This window comes from Microcoleus sp. bin48.metabat.b7b8b9.023 (assembly GCF_013299185.1).
Lineage (GTDB): Bacteria > Cyanobacteriota > Cyanobacteriia > Cyanobacteriales > Microcoleaceae > Microcoleus.
Genome location: NZ_JAAFKG010000040.1, coordinates 14,198 through 30,506 on the forward strand (window position 1 = coordinate 14,198; position 16,309 = coordinate 30,506).

At 46.1% G+C, this 16,309-nt stretch carries 15 protein-coding genes; 7 read left to right on the forward strand and 8 right to left on the reverse strand.

Annotated elements, in window-relative coordinates; genetic code table 11:
* Positions 1 to 44: 44 nt before the first annotated feature.
* The 7 genes from pgsA to QZW82_RS21085 form a co-directional block, all read right to left on the reverse strand.
* Positions 45 to 563, reverse strand: a complete 519-nt coding sequence (gene pgsA / locus QZW82_RS21055; protein ID WP_293152275.1) for a CDP-diacylglycerol--glycerol-3-phosphate 3-phosphatidyltransferase — start codon at positions 561 to 563, stop codon at positions 45 to 47.
* Positions 564 to 590: 27 nt separating this feature from the next.
* Complete coding sequence (locus tag QZW82_RS21060) at positions 591 to 758, reverse strand: hypothetical protein (protein ID WP_293152278.1); 168 nt, start codon at positions 756 to 758, stop codon at positions 591 to 593.
* A 134-nt stretch (positions 759 to 892) separates the two neighbouring features.
* Positions 893 to 1,603, reverse strand: coding sequence for a sugar transferase (locus tag QZW82_RS21065; RefSeq protein WP_293152281.1), 711 nt, complete (start codon positions 1,601 to 1,603; stop codon positions 893 to 895).
* Positions 1,604 to 2,034: 431 nt separating this feature from the next.
* Entirely contained in the window at positions 2,035 to 6,360 is a 4,326-nt protein-coding gene (locus QZW82_RS21070; protein WP_293152284.1) for a hypothetical protein, read from the reverse strand.
* Positions 6,361 to 6,544: 184 nt separating this feature from the next.
* Positions 6,545 to 7,705, reverse strand: a complete 1,161-nt coding sequence (locus QZW82_RS21075; protein WP_293152427.1) for a transposase — start codon at positions 7,703 to 7,705, stop codon at positions 6,545 to 6,547.
* Complete coding sequence (locus QZW82_RS21080; RefSeq protein ID WP_293152287.1) at positions 7,614 to 8,189, reverse strand: IS607 family transposase; 576 nt, start codon at positions 8,187 to 8,189, stop codon at positions 7,614 to 7,616. The genes QZW82_RS21075 and QZW82_RS21080 overlap by 92 nt, the downstream gene beginning before the upstream one ends.
* Before the next feature lie 451 nt (positions 8,190 to 8,640).
* Positions 8,641 to 8,892, reverse strand: a complete 252-nt coding sequence (locus QZW82_RS21085; RefSeq protein WP_293152291.1) for a hypothetical protein — start codon at positions 8,890 to 8,892, stop codon at positions 8,641 to 8,643.
* 293 nt (positions 8,893 to 9,185) lie between these two features.
* Between QZW82_RS21085 and QZW82_RS32295 the strand changes: the two genes are divergently transcribed.
* From QZW82_RS32295 to cobT, 6 genes are all read left to right on the forward strand, one after another.
* Positions 9,186 to 9,482, forward strand: a complete 297-nt coding sequence (locus QZW82_RS32295) for a helix-turn-helix domain-containing protein (RefSeq protein WP_363318765.1) — start codon at positions 9,186 to 9,188, stop codon at positions 9,480 to 9,482.
* Positions 9,464 to 10,348, forward strand: coding sequence for a transposase (locus QZW82_RS21090; protein WP_366665065.1), 885 nt, complete (start codon positions 9,464 to 9,466; stop codon positions 10,346 to 10,348). Before QZW82_RS32295 ends, QZW82_RS21090 begins: the two co-directional genes overlap by 19 nt.
* Before the next feature lie 321 nt (positions 10,349 to 10,669).
* The gene (locus QZW82_RS21095) at positions 10,670 to 11,380 is read left to right on the forward strand and encodes a Crp/Fnr family transcriptional regulator (protein WP_293152297.1); all 711 of its coding nucleotides are present in this window, start codon (positions 10,670 to 10,672) and stop codon (positions 11,378 to 11,380) included.
* Positions 11,381 to 11,469: 89 nt separating this feature from the next.
* Positions 11,470 to 11,967 carry a universal stress protein gene (locus tag QZW82_RS21100; RefSeq protein ID WP_293152300.1) on the forward strand — a complete coding sequence of 166 codons (498 nt, stop codon included), beginning with the start codon at positions 11,470 to 11,472 and terminating at the stop codon, positions 11,965 to 11,967.
* Between the two features lie 623 nt (positions 11,968 to 12,590).
* A complete protein-coding gene (locus QZW82_RS21105; RefSeq protein WP_293152303.1) occupies positions 12,591 to 13,346 on the forward strand; it encodes a DUF2232 domain-containing protein in 756 nt (251 codons plus the stop codon).
* A gap of 282 nt (positions 13,347 to 13,628) precedes the next feature.
* Positions 13,629 to 14,735, forward strand: coding sequence for a nicotinate mononucleotide-dependent phosphoribosyltransferase CobT (cobT, locus tag QZW82_RS21110; RefSeq protein ID WP_293152306.1), 1,107 nt, complete (start codon positions 13,629 to 13,631; stop codon positions 14,733 to 14,735).
* 447 nt (positions 14,736 to 15,182) lie between these two features.
* Here cobT and QZW82_RS21115 read toward each other — a convergent pair whose 3' ends face one another.
* A complete protein-coding gene (locus QZW82_RS21115) occupies positions 15,183 to 15,578 on the reverse strand; it encodes a hypothetical protein (protein WP_293152309.1) in 396 nt (131 codons plus the stop codon).
* A 584-nt stretch (positions 15,579 to 16,162) separates the two neighbouring features.
* Between QZW82_RS21115 and QZW82_RS21120 the strand changes: the two genes are divergently transcribed.
* Entirely contained in the window at positions 16,163 to 16,303 is a 141-nt protein-coding gene (locus QZW82_RS21120; protein WP_293152312.1) for a hypothetical protein, read from the forward strand.
* Positions 16,304 to 16,309 lie beyond the last annotated feature (6 nt).

Sequence of the window (16,309 nt, forward strand, 5' to 3'; positions counted from 1 at the left end):
GCTAGAATGTCCAATTTGGATTCAAACAAATAACTGGCTTATCCTTACTTTTCCTCAGCAGTCTGGGACGGCCAGAGATAGATAGCGCCAGAAATTAAAGTTAAACCCACAGAAACCCAAAACGCAATTAATGCCGGAACGTTCCAGTCTTCGGAGAGGGGAGCGATTAAAAGTGCGATCGCCACAATCTGACTCACCGTCTTCAACTTGCCCCAAATATTAGCTCCCGAAATCGTAGTTTTATTAACACGCCACCCCGCAATTGTCAACTCCCGCCCCAAAATTAAAAACACTGCCCAAGCCGGGACTTTACCCAACTCAATCAATACTAAAAGCGGCGCGAGTACCAACAATTTATCCACCAAAGGGTCGAGAAATTTGCCCAAATCGGTAATTTGGTTCAGCTTTCTAGCCAAATACCCGTCCAGCCAATCAGTAGCTGCGGCTACCACAAAAATCGCGGTACAAATCCAACGGCTTTGCGCGCTTGGGTCGTACAAACCGTAGAGCAGAAACGGCACTCCCAGCAAGCGAGAAAAAGTAATCAAATTAGGCAAATTCATAAGACAGTTAATAGTTGACAGCGTTAATCAGTTGACAGTTGACAGTTGACAGTTGACAGCGTTAATCAGTTGACAGTTGACAGTTGAGCGCAGTCGAAGGGTTGACAGCTTGCCCCCCGATCGCACTTGAAGAGTTAACAGTTGACAGTTGACCAAAAGAAGAAAGATAAAGGAATAGAAAACAATTAAGGGCAAGCTTGTAAAAAGCTTGCCCTTAATTTAGCATTTTTTGGTAGCTGTTTAACTTTGAGCAAAACAGCTTTTAACTTAATATTCATCTAATCGAAGCTCACAAAAAACAACCCAAAACAACCGATCGACTAAATCGATTAACACGCACCCTGTTTATTCAATACAACCCAAATAGTTTTGCAAATCAGGCTGATGTCGTAGACAACAGACCACTTGCGCTGATAGTCTAGATCCATGCGTACAATATCGTCAAAGTCTTTAACTCCAGAGCGTCCGTTGACTTGCCACTCCCCAGTCAGACCGGGTTTGACATTTAAACGCTGCCAGTGAAAATCGCCGTAGCCTGCGACCTCATCGGGAGTTGGTGGTCGAGTTCCCACCAAACTCATGTCCCCGACTAGCACGTTCCAGAATTGAGGCAACTCGTCCAAACTTGTGCACCGCAAAAAGCTGCCGATGGGGGTAATTCGCGGGTCATTGTCATTCTTGAAAATGTGACCCTTGGCTTGGTTGGTAACTAGGTGTTTGAGATTTTCTGCACCTACAACCATCGATCGAAATTTCCAGATTCTGAAATGCCGTCCTTTGAAGCCACAGCGAACCTGACTGTAGAGGAGCGGGCCCCGACTGTTCAAAAGCATCACTACCGCTACCGGCACGGCCACCGCCACAGCAATTGCCAATCCTAGCAACGAGCCCAAAATATCGATCGACCGCTTGACCTTACTTGTTACGGATCGGTGAAGTGGCTGTTTTGATACACAAACTCTGTAAGTAGGTTTCGGAATAAATAACGAAAGCATTTCTGATAACACTGATAATTTAGAAGCACCCATCACAAATTTCATCTGATTAGTCTCAAGATTTAACACGATCTCACGTCTATCTTATGAAACTCTCCCGATCGCGAGAAGAGGAACTCCAGGGCTTTGCACAATCTTTAAAAAGCTGCTACTCTTTTATAAAGTTTCTGTATATTTATTTTAAAAATGTATAAATTTTAGGTAAAATTAACTAGATTCAACAAAAAAAGTGAGTTTTTGAGCGCCACAAACCCGGTTTTTATAAGCAATATTCGGGAAGAAAAGGAGAATTCGCCTCAGAAAACCGGTTTTTTGCAGTTTACCAGAAAGAATCGGTTGAAAGCCCCAAGCAAGCCTTCGAGGGAGAAAATAAAATCAGACTATTCATTACTCCAATCCTCGGACTTCTAGGTAGAGGTCGCTCTCCTTCGGTCAAGCTGTCAACTGTCAACTGTCAACTGTCAACTGTCAACTGTTTACCGATCGATATCCGTGGGAATATCCCAAGCAATTGTTAGTGGCTCCAACAATTTTTGCTGGCTGCTAGAGGCAAGTTTGCCTAAATATTCGCGAACAACAGAGGCGTGTTCCACATTCAAACGATAACCCCGCGAAACATCTTCAAAGAAAAGCGGCTCCGCCAAAATTGCTTGCCAATCCGGATTTTGCCTCGACTCCTCGGCTAGCAGCATAAAATCTTCCTCCTCTGGCAAAAGCCCCGCCGGCAATCTTCCTTCCAAAATCCCCAGAATTCGGGGCTCGCAGGTGCGGGTGTTCACGCCCTGGCGTTCGAGCAACTGCAAAATTTCCTCAAAGCTCAGAGTTTTTGGGCCCAAAATCTGCATTAATTCCCACAGCAGAAAAAAGTCGCTGTACTGTTGCTGTCGCACATCCAAAATTTGAGGATAGAGAGCTAAACTTGCCAACCCGCAGGCAACTTGACCGCTTTTTTTTGAAGAGTTTGTGCTTTGAAATACGGAATTTGAGGCGAAATTGTAAATTTCCGAAATATCTCGATCGCTCTCCAATTCGCGATCTTGAACCACGATCGCATTCGGCAGCTTTTGCCGCAACCAGCGGGCGATCGCAGGCCAACCACCCATGCCCCCAGTACAAATCGCCTGATTGATTCCCGCCGGCGACATTCCCGCACGGCTGAGTAAAGCATTCAATTCACGATTCAACTGCTGTACAAAAGGCACTAAAACCAAACTTTCTAAATCTCGACGCTTCACTTCCCAATGCTGCTGGTCAATATCAAAAGCAAAAGTTTCTTGATGTTGCAAAATAACTTTCAAATGCCTTGCCACCTCTAACAATTGCAGGCCAAAATCTGAAGCTTGCAACCGCTGCTGCAATTGATAGCGACTCGGTAAATCTGGATGACCAGGACGCGGCAAATCGATCGACATTCCCCAAGTTTCATTCTTAGCCAACAACTGACAAATAATATCCTGATCGAAAGCATTGCCAGCCGCATCAAAACTTTGGCAAGTAAAATCAGCACGAGTTAAATTTTGAAGATTTTCCGGCAACTCAACTACAGCTAATTCCACCGTGGCAGCCCCCGCATTCACAATCAAAGTTCCCCCACTAAAAGAGGAAGCATTGACAGTTAGCGGTGCAGCTTCTGCAAGGGAGCTTTCAATAGTATCCACCGCCGCAGATTGCTCTCCTGTGGCATTTTTCATAGGAGTTACAGCAGCAACCAAAGTGGCGATCGCATCGGGAACCACAAAAATTTGCGCCCCCGAAGCCACCAGATCCGCGCCCAAAACAGCCTCCCGCAGGTTAAACCCATAGGCCTGAGACCAGCTCGCTGGAGTCCCCAAAATCACACCCTGCAAGTCTTGCAGCGCCGCATCCAGAGTTTCTGGCGTCAGTCCCGAAGCTTTACAGATTAAATGGGAAATTGGCAATAGAGCAGAATTCGCCTCCGGGCTGGCAAAATCCACAACTTCCGGCGATGTGCGAAATTTTTGCCCCTGGTGCTTTCGATTCAAAGTAGCCAGCAGCGCCCGCACAGCGTGCAGCGGTAGGGCGATCGACACAGCCAGATCGGATGACCACTGCAACAGCGGTTCGTACATCCCACCAGCTTCCCGCTGATAAGGAATGCCCACCTTTAAAGGCAATTTAAAATTTTGCAATAAAAATTCTCCCGCACGCAAATCCAACTGCGGGGATCCCACCGACTTGACTGTCACCTGCGGGCCACTGGTGGCGGTTGGGGCTGTTTCCTCGATCGCCGCGACTGAGGGAATCCGAAAGCTGGCGCTGGCTGCGGAAACCTCAGCCTGGGCTGTTTCCCAGTAAATTGGGTGCAACTGGCCGCTGGCGCGATCGAGCAAAGCCGCCGACAGCCCGCTGGAACCAAAATCAAGGCCCAAATACCAGCGAGAATTCGGGCGTTTTTGGGATGGAGAGGATGAAGGGGCGATCGCACCTGGAACAGAATGCAGCGCTGACTCTTGCTGCTGCCCAACACCAAATTCCCTAGATTCGGTTATCTCCTCAACAACCCCGGCTTTACTCTGTCTGGAAATTAGGTTTTTTTTTTGACTTTTTGGAGGATTTGACGGCAGTTCCTCGGTTTCCGGAGTTTGGGCCACTTCTGGATCGGTATCCTTCAAACTCGCCAAAATCTCGTCTAGCGTCAAATTCGATTCATCTTCACCAGCAAACAAATCATCCTCAAGTTCATCCTCCAAAACAAAGGGTTCATCTTCAGATGAAAGTTCCAACTCATCGGAGAACAAATCCTCCAGCGATCCGAGTTCTTCCTCCGCCACTTCCGCAAAGGGATTGTCTGCACCGTCGTCGGGGGAACTCGCCAATAAATCCAAGTTGTTAGAAGCACTTGAAGTCGATCGCCTTGGAGCATTACGATCCGAACCCTCGAGATTGTAGAGGTCTGCCTCCAACAGTTCCATCGTACTCACATCCAACTTGAGAGCTCGATCGAGGTCATCTTCTAATGCCTCAACCGGCAGCAAATCCTCCTCCGGCGAAGCTTGGATGTAAACATCGTTGAGCCCTTGGGACGAGCTTCCAAAATCTCCAGTTTGAACATCACGGGCACTGGGTACGCGGGGGTTCCTGGGTTGGTTCGAGCTAATTCGATCGCCCGCGCTCGCAGTCGGGGGATGAGGCTCAGGATGTGGCCCCGGCACAGCAGCAGTGTCGAAATGCTCGCCTAGGTTTTGAGCCATTTCTAGATTTTCTCGATCGTCCAAATCAAGTTGCGGCTCGATCGAACTTAAGGCTGACGGTGCTGAAACTTCAGCTACTGTTGTAACTTGCGGTTCAAATAAATCTTCAGTATCTAAAGTTAGAGTCTCTACAGAATTACCGATTGCAAATTCTGAATCTTCATCTGCTAGAACATCTTCCAGCGATTCGCCTTCATCCAGTAGATTTGCAAACAAATCTTCCGCAGAATTTAGGGGTTCTGTAGTTTCACGCTCTGCCACTGGTGGAGATGGTACCGCTTCTGTGGCGGCAGAACTTTCCGTATTTTCGATCGTAAAATCTTCCAGTTCTAATTCTAGTTCTGCGACTGTTTCTCCCGCGAACAAACTAGCGTACAAATCCTCAATATTTTCGTCATTTTCTGCTAATAAATTTTCCGAATCAGCACCCGAAAAGCGAGTTACCTGTGGAGGGATTTCCGGTGAAGAACCGAACAAATTATCTTCCAAATCCGGGAGCGAGAGAGGGGTTTCAATGCGATCGCGATCGCGCCTCAACTTTCCGAATTGCGAAGAAATTTCTGTCCCGGCGTAGGGCAATCTGTCTTGTTCTCCGAGTTCGCCACTGTGCTCTTCACTTTCGGCATCGGCTGATGAGTGAATCTTGGTATTTGAGAAGCCACCAGTAGCAACAGAGCGATCGGATGCGGTTGGGGATCCTGTTTCGACATTTGCCAGGGCGATCGGCTGCTGCACGTAGGAAGAGGCTTCTCGTCCCAACTGTGCGACCAAGTGATTGACAAAAGTCGCGAACATTGCCTCGCTCTGCTGGCTCAAACCATGCATATTTTCAAGTCCTTGGGACAAGGAAGCTTGATAGCTTTGCAGATTTGCTTCCAAAGCCTCGAACACAATACCCATCGTAGAATCGAGCCTCATCAGCAGACTGTCAGCACTAGCTTGGAACCGTTGCATTTGCTCCAATCTCTGAGCCGGTGTTAGCAGCGGGAGTTCTTCTGAGGTTTGTGCGGTTAAAGCCGATTGCTGCGATTGTGCGCCAGTGCTTGGTAATAATTGATTTTCTAGGCCGCCCAAAATTTGGGATAAATCGCGATCCAAAGTTTCTTCCAAGCGCCCCGTCAGTACCTGCAAGAATTCAGAAATGATTTGCTGTTGGTTTGCTTGTTGCTGAGCTAGGGATTGTTGTTGCTGCCGTTTTGCTTCTAGCTGTTTGATTTCTTGAATGAGGGCTTGTTGCTCTTGTCGCAGAGCTACTATTTCTTCTTGGAGCGGCCCCGTCAAACCCGATCGCAGGTTGGTGATTTCCTCGGTGACGGCAAGCATAATTTGCTCTGTTGCTGAGGGGCGATCGATCCTCGGGGGCATTTTGGGTACTGGAACTGGTTCCGGGCGGACAGTTGGGCTGGCGGGCCCCTTGCGGGCAGTTACCTTTGACTCCGAGGAAACCAGATAAGTGCGAACTCGCTCTAAAAGCTGGCGCTGGTGGACAGTATCGATCGAACCCGTCCAAGGCAAGCGGGGTGCGGGCTTGCTGAGTACCTCATCAATCTCAGCAATCAGTGCTTGAATTTTGTACTTCTGAGAATTCAAGGGCGGAACCTCTGGGAATGCGGCTAGAGAGAAATTTTAATTGAAAAAAGATTGAAATCAGGCGGCAGCTATGCCAATAGATAGAATCATCTGAATGCGAGTCGGTCAATAATTGACTAATATTTGCTGACAACTTTGAATTAACCGATACTTTTTTGCTAATATTTACTAACAAACACACAAGCTAAACAGCCAAAAAGCTGTGTAACCAAGGCGTATCAACCAATGCCCGAAGGAAGATCCCACGAGCACCATTTAGATCCCGGTTCATCTGATTCCCATCAGAATCTTTAATCGTTCTGCTACCACCAATCTTTTTGACCTCTCCAGTCCATGAAACAGTCTTTGAAGTGTAGGCTTCATTAATAGAAGTTAAAGCAACTTTGCCCTGCTCCCAAGCTTTCCACTCTAGATGCTTTTTGAACTGATAATGACTCAAAGTCAGCATTTGACGAACAGTTTTAGAGCGAATCTTGCGACGTGACTTGCTCACCATCTGAGAAGACTCAAATGATGGAAGTAAGATCGCGTCAAAATTATCAACTAAAAACTTAGCAATCTTCTGATGCAACTCTTTGACAAGATGTTGAATCCTAGACTTCAATCTGTCCGCTGCTTTCTTGAATTTTTTGCGTTGTCTGCTAGAGGCTTGACTCATTCTTGAACTCAACTTATCGACGCGGAAACACAACTTTTGAATCCAAAGATTAGAATCATTTCCCAGCCATCCATAGGAAGACTCAGAAAAGAAAGTCATGAACGTTCTAACACCGGGGTCTAAGGCAACCACGCGACCTTGGTTGTCGGTCTGACGTGGTTGCACTTCTTCAGATACAACAATGTAATACTCGCCATAGGCAAGGGTTAATTGTCCGTCGCTGAAGTCTTTGGGTAATGCCTCTTTCAGCTTTGACTGACCCAATTTTGTGTAATAAATTCCTTGCGTCCCAATGGCGGACTTCGGAATACAAATAGACTGTTTTGTATTTTTTCGACTGCGAAATTTGCAACTACAAATCTTTCCAGTTTTCTTGAAATCTGCTTTGGCTTTTTTGACAGCCACACAAGCATCTTTAATGGCAATAGATTTTATTTGAAACGGTACTGGTTTTGCCCAATCAGGCAGCCCATTGAGTATTTGCGTTTTAATTGACATCCAATTGGCTTTGGTGCCTGGTTGCTGCAAGTATTTGATAGTTGTGTTGTAGACATAACGACTAACTCCCAACCATTGCTTGAGTATTGCCTTTTGTTCAGGGCTTAGGAATAGTCGGATCTTCTTTGATTTTCTGGCTGTAGATTCTGAGGCCGTGCATTCGGCAACTAAAGACGTGAAGGATGGCAAGAAGATCGGCTGTAAGTTCGGATTCGCTCGCGTGAACAGGATTTGAGAGAACCACGATTTCTCCACCGTTTTGTTTTGCCATGAACTCGAAAAGTTCAAATCCGAATCTGCACAATCTGTCTCGACAGGTAACAACAACCGTGAGCTTATCCCCGCGCATAAATCTGACCAGTAAGGCTTGCAGTCCTTTTCTTTTGAAGTTAAGTCCAGAGCCAATGTCTTGGATGATTTCCGAGTCTGGGTATCGCTGTCGCATGAATTCGACTTGTCTAGCAAGGTCATCTTTTTGCTTGGCACTACTGACTCGACAGTAGCAGATGACTGAACAGATTTTTCCATTGGATTGGTAAGACTCAACGTCGTAGAGGCGCTGCCCTGCTCCATTTTTGATTGATTTAATCTGTCCTTCATCTGCGTACTTCCTCAAGGTGTTTGGATGCAAGCCTAGGAATTCGACTGCTTTTCTAAGTGGTATGTATGCCATTCACCAAAGATACTGCATCTGGCAGCATATGTGAATGATTGTTAGAAAATCAACTACTGTATGTCAACCTTTTGCTTTTGCCTTCGGTTGACTTCTATTGCCATGATAGGTTAGGCGGTACTTCCGCATCAAATGCCCGCTTCTGTTGACTGCAAGTCCTCTCAAATTCTGCGACTGCTTTCCTGGTTTCCGGACACACACAGGCTATACCCGAAGACGGATAGTCGCGCGCGAACTGCCAGTGCCTCACCCATAACCCGGAGTTGGCGTCGGTGGCTGGGTGCCAGTCTCTCCTCAGGTAATGGGGTAAATTTTTGTTTCCATCTTTCACAGACTTGTGAAAAACCTCAAACAATCTGCGATTTGGGATTCTCGGATTCAGGCTTGTCCCCATGCAGTCGATTTGAGCAACCTTTCATGATAGCTTTCGATCTGTGTTCATGGCTAGAGATTAATGGTACAATAATCTCGGGGTAGCATAAAAAATTGCTCGAAACTGCGTCGGTTTCGGTTGCCAAGAGTGCCAACCTTTAGACTGGGAATTGGTGTGGATTTTCTTGGTAGTGCTGACATTTGACTGGTTCCAGAGAGTTGCAATCGGATGTGGTCGCTGTCTGTCCCGTTGGCGGACTTGTGCTTCCGCTAGCCGATCGACTGTCGGGCCTGCTGACAACAAATCTCTCAGCAGTGTTAAGCTTGTCATCGCGAAGTCATTGTCTTCGCTAACTCGATCGCTCAGTCCCTTGCTGCGCTGCTAAAATTTTGTTAATAAAATTTACTCGGCGGTATGTATCTAAACAATTATGGTATAGTCTTTAGTTTCTAGCTCCCAATCAGAGCTTGAGGCTATAAAAAATATGCTGAGAACCCCGTCCTTTCAAGACGGACATGAAAGCTAACAGGAGGCTAAGGCAATGCCAGTGACAAGAGTGAGATTTCGTTATTGTCATAGTATCTACAAAATGATATAATATTTTGTAGAGCTAGTCAAGAATCATGCTAAATCTCAGTTACGAGTACAAACTAAAGCCGACACAGAAGCAAATTTCTCAAATCGAAATAACTCTGGTAATTTGTCGTAAGGTTTGGAACTACGCATTGAGAGAACGTAAAGACTGGATTAACTCTCGTAAATGTCCGATTAATGCTTGCTCGATCGCTCGCGAGTACATTATTCCGGCTGATGCTCCCTACCCAAATTATTACAATCAGGCAGCGGAGCTAACCAAAGCTAAAGAGTTGTTTCCCGAACTTAAAACGGTTAACGCAAAAAGATGCTTCAACAGGTGTTAAGAAAGCTGGAAACAGCCTTCCTAGACATGAAACGTAAGGGAATGGGATTCCCAAGATTTAAGAATAAATACCGAATGCGGTCGTTTGTATTTCCCCAAATGCTCAAAAATTGCCTCCAAGGAAATACTATTAAACTCCCACAGTTAGGCATTGTTGAATTCATTAAATCAAGAGAGATTCCTAATGGGTTTGCGATCGAGCAAGCTCAAATTGTCCGGAAGGCTAGTGGATATTTCGTCATACTTTTCTTAGAATGTGATGTTAATGTTCCTCAACCCGTTGCACAGGGATTCCCCGTTGGCATAGATCTAGGTTTAGACCAATTTTTAGCAACTTCTGAAGGCAAATTAGTTAAACGTCCTAAGTTTCTCAAGATCGAACACCGCAAGCTTAAATTGCTGCAACGTCGGCTCAAGAACAAGAAGAAAGGCTCTAACAACCGTCATAAGTTGAATAGAAAAATTGCTAGGCTGCATCAGCGTGTTACTGATACCAGAAAAGATTGGCAGTTTAAATTAGCTCATGACCTAGCTCTAGATGCGGGAATGATATTTGTTGAAGATATCGATTTTCGAGTCTGGGCAAAAGGTAGGTTTGGCAAACACACCTTAGATGCTGGTTTCGGTCAATTCATCGCGATTCTGTCGTGGGTGTGCTGGAAACGGGGAGTACATTTTGAGAAGGTAAACAAGGATTACACTTCTCAGGTTTGTCCGAATTGCGATCGTCACACTGGCAAGAAAGCACTTAACGAACGAGTGCATAATTGCCCTGAGTGTGGGTATACAACACATCGAGATGTAGCAGCCGCTCAAGTTATTCGGTTTTCAAGGATTGTCGGCGGAGGGACGCTTCGTAGACATTAAAGAAATTGCCTGTGGAGGCGGTCTGACGGGGACCGGAAACGGTCTAGTTAAGAGCCTAAGAGACAGGAAGAAGAAAGCGTGAAGGTGTGGATGCGATCGCACCGGAATGCAACCTTTGAGAATTCCCGCGCATTTATGCCGGGGATCGCGTCAATAATTCCCATATTCGACCTTTGACCGCAAAACTTTAGAGGAAAAATTGCCGATTTTTAGATCCTTGTTCCTCAAATGCTTGAATCTCAAATCGCTCGAATGACTCGGCTGCAAGCTATTTCTAACTGCCCAGCGCAGCTCAAGCGCATAAATTAAGATGATGGCCTCATGGAAGACCGCTTTAACGCCCGAGATCCGCAGTCAAATATAAATCAATTGATAGTTTCTACTCCTTTTTTTGCAGGTTTGCCTGACCCTGTAATCGAGAGAGCAACTGTCCACATCGTTACCCGCAGTCATCCGTCGAATCAAGTGATTTTACTAGAAAATGACTGGGGAACATCAGTGTATTTTATATTGGATGGTTGGGTGAAAATTCGCACCTACAATCTAGACGGAAAAGAAGTAACGCTGAATATTTTAGGGAAAGGAGAACTGTTCGGGGAAATGGCAGCGATCGAAGAAGCACCGCGATCGACAGATGTCATCACCCTAGCCCCGACACTGATCGGCAATATGCCAGCTCAAGATTTTGTGCAACTCATTCATACCGAGCCCCTCGCAGGCATTCGGCTAGCTCAACTGATGGCCCGCCGCCTGCGACAAGTCAACCGCCGCCTGCGTTTGCGAGAGTCTGACAGTACCTCGCGAGTAGCAGATATTCTATTATTTTTGGCAGAGGGGCAAGGGAAAAAAATGTCCAGTGGAGGTACAGAAATTCCCAACCTGCCGCACAGAGAATTAAGTAGCCTCAGCGGGCTGGCTCGGGAAACGGTAACGCGAGTGCTGAGCAAGCTGGAAAAAAAAGGAACTATTCAGCGCGAACGTGACGTTTTGTGCATTCCCGACCTACACGCCTTGGAACGTCTGTTAGTCTAGAAGTATCAGAGATTGTTAATTTGAATCTCATTCAACAGCACTCTCTGTTAACTAACGGATATTGATGATTTCCCGCCAGAGGTAAAGCTGTGAGTTTTAAGAAAATTTTCGCCGCCGTCGATGATTCTGAACTTGGCCGTCGCGTCTTCAGTCAAGCCTTAGAATTAGCCTCGATCGATCGAGCTAAGATGATGCTATTTCACTGCGTTACTGTCAACTCGCTGGGCGAGACGGCAGTGCCAATTCCGGTAGATTTGGGCTTGAATGCCGAGTTAATGGATCAAGCTTATCAAGCTCAACGTTTGCGGCTGGAAAGGGAGGTAAAACAGTCTGAGGGTTTGCTGAAAAATTATAGCGAGGTCGCAGCCAAACAAGGATTGGAGGTGGAATTTGACTGCCAAATGGATGGCGATCCGGGGCATTGTGTCTGCGAACACGCCCAAACTTGGGGTGCAGATTTAATAGTAGTGGGGAGGCGCGGCCGCACGGGGCTTACAGAAGCTTTCCTCGGGAGTGTGAGCAATTATGTCGTTCACCACGCATCTTGTTCGGTATTTGTAATTCAGGAAGTCAAAGCTGAAAAATGATGCTGCTGAAAATTTTCCTGAGAAAATCAATCTAAAATAAGACTGGCGTTCCTACCTAAACCTGGTTTGTGCGAAAAATATTAAATTGGGTGGCGAGGCCTCCAAATAGTGAAACCGGAAATTAATCTTATGGCCCGCCAGTGTCGTAAAATATCAAACTTTATTCAGTTGACAATTGACAGTTGACCGCTTGAGGGCGACCTCTACCTAGAAGGAAGAAGATTGGATTCAACAGTTGACAGTTGACAGTTGACAGTTGACAGTTGACAGTTGACAGTTGACAGTTGACAGTAAAAAAGCGACCTCTATCTTTAAGTCTGAGGATTCGAGTAATTAATCGTCTGATTTTAATTTCTCCCTCGAAGAGTTGCGGCTTTAAACCTATTCTTTCTGGTAAAATCTTAAATCGGAAAATCGGGAATTCAGATTTGTAGCACGCAAGTCCTGTAAAATCTACAATCTAAAATCGGAAAATTTCAAATCAGGAATCAGACTTGTAGCACGTAAGTCCTGTAAAATCTAAAATCGGAAAATTTCAAATCAGGAATCAGACGTGTAGCACGTAAGTCCTGTAAAATCTAAAATCTAAAATCTAAAATCTAAAATCTAAAATCTAAAATCGGATGAGTGATTTTTTGTCAGCAGATGCCGCGTCTAATTCAGGCAGTTCACCCAGTACCAATAATGAGCCACAAACCGCCACTTTTTCAGCAATGGCTGGCGATCGCAAAAATTCCGAGCCGGGAACGCCCCCCTCTGGAGAAGCGCCTTTGAGGCTCGTAGAAACGGCATTTTTGGCAAGTACCGCTAGCTTGATTTGGCTGATAAATTATTACTTTCCGCTGGGCCCGTTGCTGCGGGTTTTTTTCCCGGTGCCCATAGCCCTGGTTTACCTGCGCTGGGGGAGTAGAGCCGCTTGGATGTCAGCTTTGGTTTCCGGTTTGCTGCTGTCGGTACTCATGGGCCCAACGCGGAGCATTTTATACGTGATTCCTTTTGGAATTATGGGAGTTGCACTGGGAGGACTTTGGCGGCGCAAAGCGAGTTGGTCTGTCTCTATTAGTGTGGGGGCGGTAATTGGTGCTGTTGGGTTCTTTTTTAAGTTTTGGCTGCTGTCAGCTTTGGTGGGTCAAGATCTCTGGGTTTATGTAACCGCCCAGGTAACAGAGATTGTGGAATGGGTATTTGTGAAGCTGGGCTGGCTGAGCGTGCCGAGTTTGAGTACAATTGGGGCGATCGCCGCTGGGATGATTTTGATTAACAATATTGTCTATTTATTTGTAGTGCATTTAGTAGCTTTGTTGCTGTTAGATCGTTTGGGAAATCCGATTCCGCGGCCGCCGCGCTGGGTGCAAGTTTTAATCGATTATGAGGAGTAGTTATAGGGCATGGGGCATGGGGCATGGGGCATGGGGCATGGGCGAAGCGGAGGGATGGGGCATGGGAAGCAACAAATAACAACAAATATAAGAAAAATCAAAAATAAGCTGTTGTGCATTTAAGTTGAATGTCAACAAACAATTCGCCGTCTCGTAGGGTGGGCGTCTCGCCCTGAATATGCAATTTAAATGCGTGACAAATAACAAATAACAAATAACAAATAACAAATAACAAATAACAAATAACTAATAACTAATAACTAATAACTAATAACTAATTTTATGATTCATGTTTATACAGAAATTGAACGGGGCAAACGGTGGCTCGATCGCCATCGGGGACAAAAACCGATATTTGCCTGCGTGTTAGGATTCACCGCAACTGGCTTAATTCCGGGGATTTCGGCAGCAGGAGCAACCCCGCGCGATCGACAATTTACTTGTTTGGCCGATGCAGAATTTTTGTATAACGGCCCCCAACCCTCGCCGCAGTATCCCTTGCCGCCCCTAGAAGCGGGTGCCTCACCGGTACTAATATCTCGCGCCGCAGTTGAAGCTTTGGAAATACCCCTTTACCTGTTTAATGCAGGTTTACCCCTCCCACCTCCCGTACCTGCAATTGATTTGGGCGGTACTGCGGCAAAGTGTCTTACTTCTGGGAATGCTTTGGAACTAGAAACAGTCAAACATTTGCTGGAAGAAGGATTAATTTGGGGTGCTAAATTGGCCGCCGAAACTAATGGCAGTTATTTAATTTTAGGGGAGTGCGTAGTTGGCGGGACGACTACTGCTTTGGGCGTGTTAATGGGTTTGGGTTTTGCAGCAGCGGGCAAGGTTAATAGTTCTCACCCTACCTGCAATCACGCTCAAAAATTAGCTGCGGTGACAGCGGGACTCAATAATGCTGGGTGGGAAATCGGCAGAAAAAATAACACTCCCCTGGATTTGGTAGCGGCGGTGGGCGATCCGATGCAGATAGCGACGGCTGCAATGGCGATCGCCGCGAGTCGGACTTGCGGGGTACTCTTGGCTGGTGGCACGCAAATGCTGGCAGTGTATGCTTTGATGCAAGCCTTAGCCACGGAATATGAGTTGTTATGGCGTCCCGAACAAGTCGCGGTGGGGACTACGCGCTGGGTAGCCGAAGACCCCACAGGGGACACTGTAGGACTCGCCTCGGATATCGGCGGTGTCCCTCTGTTGGCTGCACAGCTAAGTTTTGCGAGTTCTCGCTACCCGCAATTGCAAGCTTACGATCGCGGGTATGTGAAGGAAGGTGTGGGTGCGGGCGCGTGTGCGATCGCCAGCGGTTTAGCTGTAAATTGGACTCCAACCCAACTCCTGCAAGCTGTGGAGGCCCTAGCCTCCCGCTGTGAAATTACATATTAAAACCGGGTTTTTCGTTTTCCGTGCGTGTCGGAATCTCAGGCATTAAATATGAAAAATTCAGATGTGCGATCGAGCTGCAAACCTCGTTGTGCTGCTCAACTATAGCAATCCTCGCATCATTTGGATAATTCTTGTAGGGAATCTTTAAGAGCCCGGTTGCCCCGATAGATAAGGGGTAGGCACGGGGGCACTACCCCTACAACTCTTCATGAATCATTTAGGATTGCTATACATTAGTTTGGGCTGAATAATTATATCATTTTCTGTAGCATTTTTGCTTTGAAATTTACAGAATATTCTACACAATATCTCGCTTTGATGCAGTATTCATACTGTGAATTGTGCGAGACAAAAACACTCTATTCAATGACTCTATAAGTAGACGAGGATAAATCAACCCAAGTTGTATTTTCTCTCTCGATCGATGCCGATCGCCAGCAGCAATATTTAATTAGACCCGCCTACGTGTGAGTGCATTCTTTTGGCGACCAACTGTTCTTCTAAGGCAGCAATTCGATTGTAAGCCGCTGTTAGCTGAGCTGTTAGGCGCTGGATTTGAATTTCGGAAGTCAGCTCTTTTTCCAGACTTTGAGAATTCTTGTCGAAGTAGCTGTCATCTAACAGTATGTCCTTGTGACCGAGGATGCCGTCGAGATTGCTGTAGCTTTGATAGGGAGAGGTTTTGTGATTTCCTGCTGTCAGGGAGCGATCGTCCATATGCTGCTGGGCCAGCTTCGTCTCCTTGGCGGACTCCAATAACTTTTCATTGAGGTTTTCTACGAGTTTGTAGAGAGCATCGACTTGTTGGGTCAATGCTGTAACTTGCTGGCGTAGCGCTTCCATACAGTCATCCTCGGGATAGTAACTTATATCTTTACATTTTAGGGAAATCTTTACATAACTGGGATTTATCACTAAATTATTTAATTTTTGACGTAATTGTTGTGTTCCCAATCCTGACGCTAGATTTAGAGACTCAGGTTGAGGATTTTAGATTTTAGATTTTAGATTTTCTTGGATTCTGAAACGAGGTTTGTTAACTCCTATACTTTGTTCAAACCTTCAATCATAGTTAAAAAAAACAAAAAAACTCGGCTTCTGAGAGTGGGAGTCCCTCCAGGAGTGTGAGATTGACTCGGCAGTCAATTTGCCATTTTTCGATTTGGGACTTGAGATTGTTATGGAGACAGCAACCGGGTTTTGTAGTTATTAAACTGTTGCGGATTTAAAAGAAATTTTTCACTTCGGTTGTGGAAAAAGCGTCATCCAACGGCAGAGTGTGGGGCTTTCGCGGTTTCCTGATATTAAGGAATGTAACACAGATACAGGCGATCGCCCGGAAAGACCGGCGTTTAACAGTTGACAGTTGACAGTTGACAGTTGACTCTTGAGGGCAACCTCTACCCTTAAGTCAGAGTAGGGGAGTCATGAACAGTCTGATTTTAATTTCTCCCTCGAAGGCGGGGGGCTTTCAACCAATTCTTTCTGGTAAGTTGACGGCAAGAGTAGCACCGACTCCGATCGCAACAGAAGCGAGTACAATGGCTGTGTGTTGGAAAAAGAAATAAGACAAA

What these genes read in the sequence shown, in the direction of transcription:
- pgsA (WP_293152275.1), bottom strand. Translation starts at nt 563, where the DNA reads ATGAATTTGCCTAATTTGATTACTTTTTCTCGCTTGCTGGGAGTGCCG.
- QZW82_RS21065 (WP_293152281.1), bottom strand. Translation starts at nt 1,603, where the DNA reads ATGAAATTTGTGATGGGTGCTTCTAAATTATCAGTGTTATCAGAAATG.
- QZW82_RS21080 (WP_293152287.1), bottom strand. Translation starts at nt 8,189, where the DNA reads ATGGCATACATACCACTTAGAAAAGCAGTCGAATTCCTAGGCTTGCAT.
- QZW82_RS21085 (WP_293152291.1), bottom strand. Translation starts at nt 8,892, where the DNA reads ATGACAAGCTTAACACTGCTGAGAGATTTGTTGTCAGCAGGCCCGACA.
- QZW82_RS32295 (WP_363318765.1), top strand. Translation starts at nt 9,186, where the DNA reads ATGCTAAATCTCAGTTACGAGTACAAACTAAAGCCGACACAGAAGCAA.
- QZW82_RS21090 (WP_366665065.1), top strand. Translation starts at nt 9,464, where the DNA reads ATGCTTCAACAGGTGTTAAGAAAGCTGGAAACAGCCTTCCTAGACATG.
- QZW82_RS21095 (WP_293152297.1), top strand. Translation starts at nt 10,670, where the DNA reads ATGGAAGACCGCTTTAACGCCCGAGATCCGCAGTCAAATATAAATCAA.
- QZW82_RS21105 (WP_293152303.1), top strand. Translation starts at nt 12,591, where the DNA reads ATGAGTGATTTTTTGTCAGCAGATGCCGCGTCTAATTCAGGCAGTTCA.
- cobT (WP_293152306.1), top strand. Translation starts at nt 13,629, where the DNA reads ATGATTCATGTTTATACAGAAATTGAACGGGGCAAACGGTGGCTCGAT.
- QZW82_RS21115 (WP_293152309.1), bottom strand. Translation starts at nt 15,578, where the DNA reads ATGGAAGCGCTACGCCAGCAAGTTACAGCATTGACCCAACAAGTCGAT.
- QZW82_RS21120 (WP_293152312.1), top strand. Translation starts at nt 16,163, where the DNA reads ATGAACAGTCTGATTTTAATTTCTCCCTCGAAGGCGGGGGGCTTTCAA.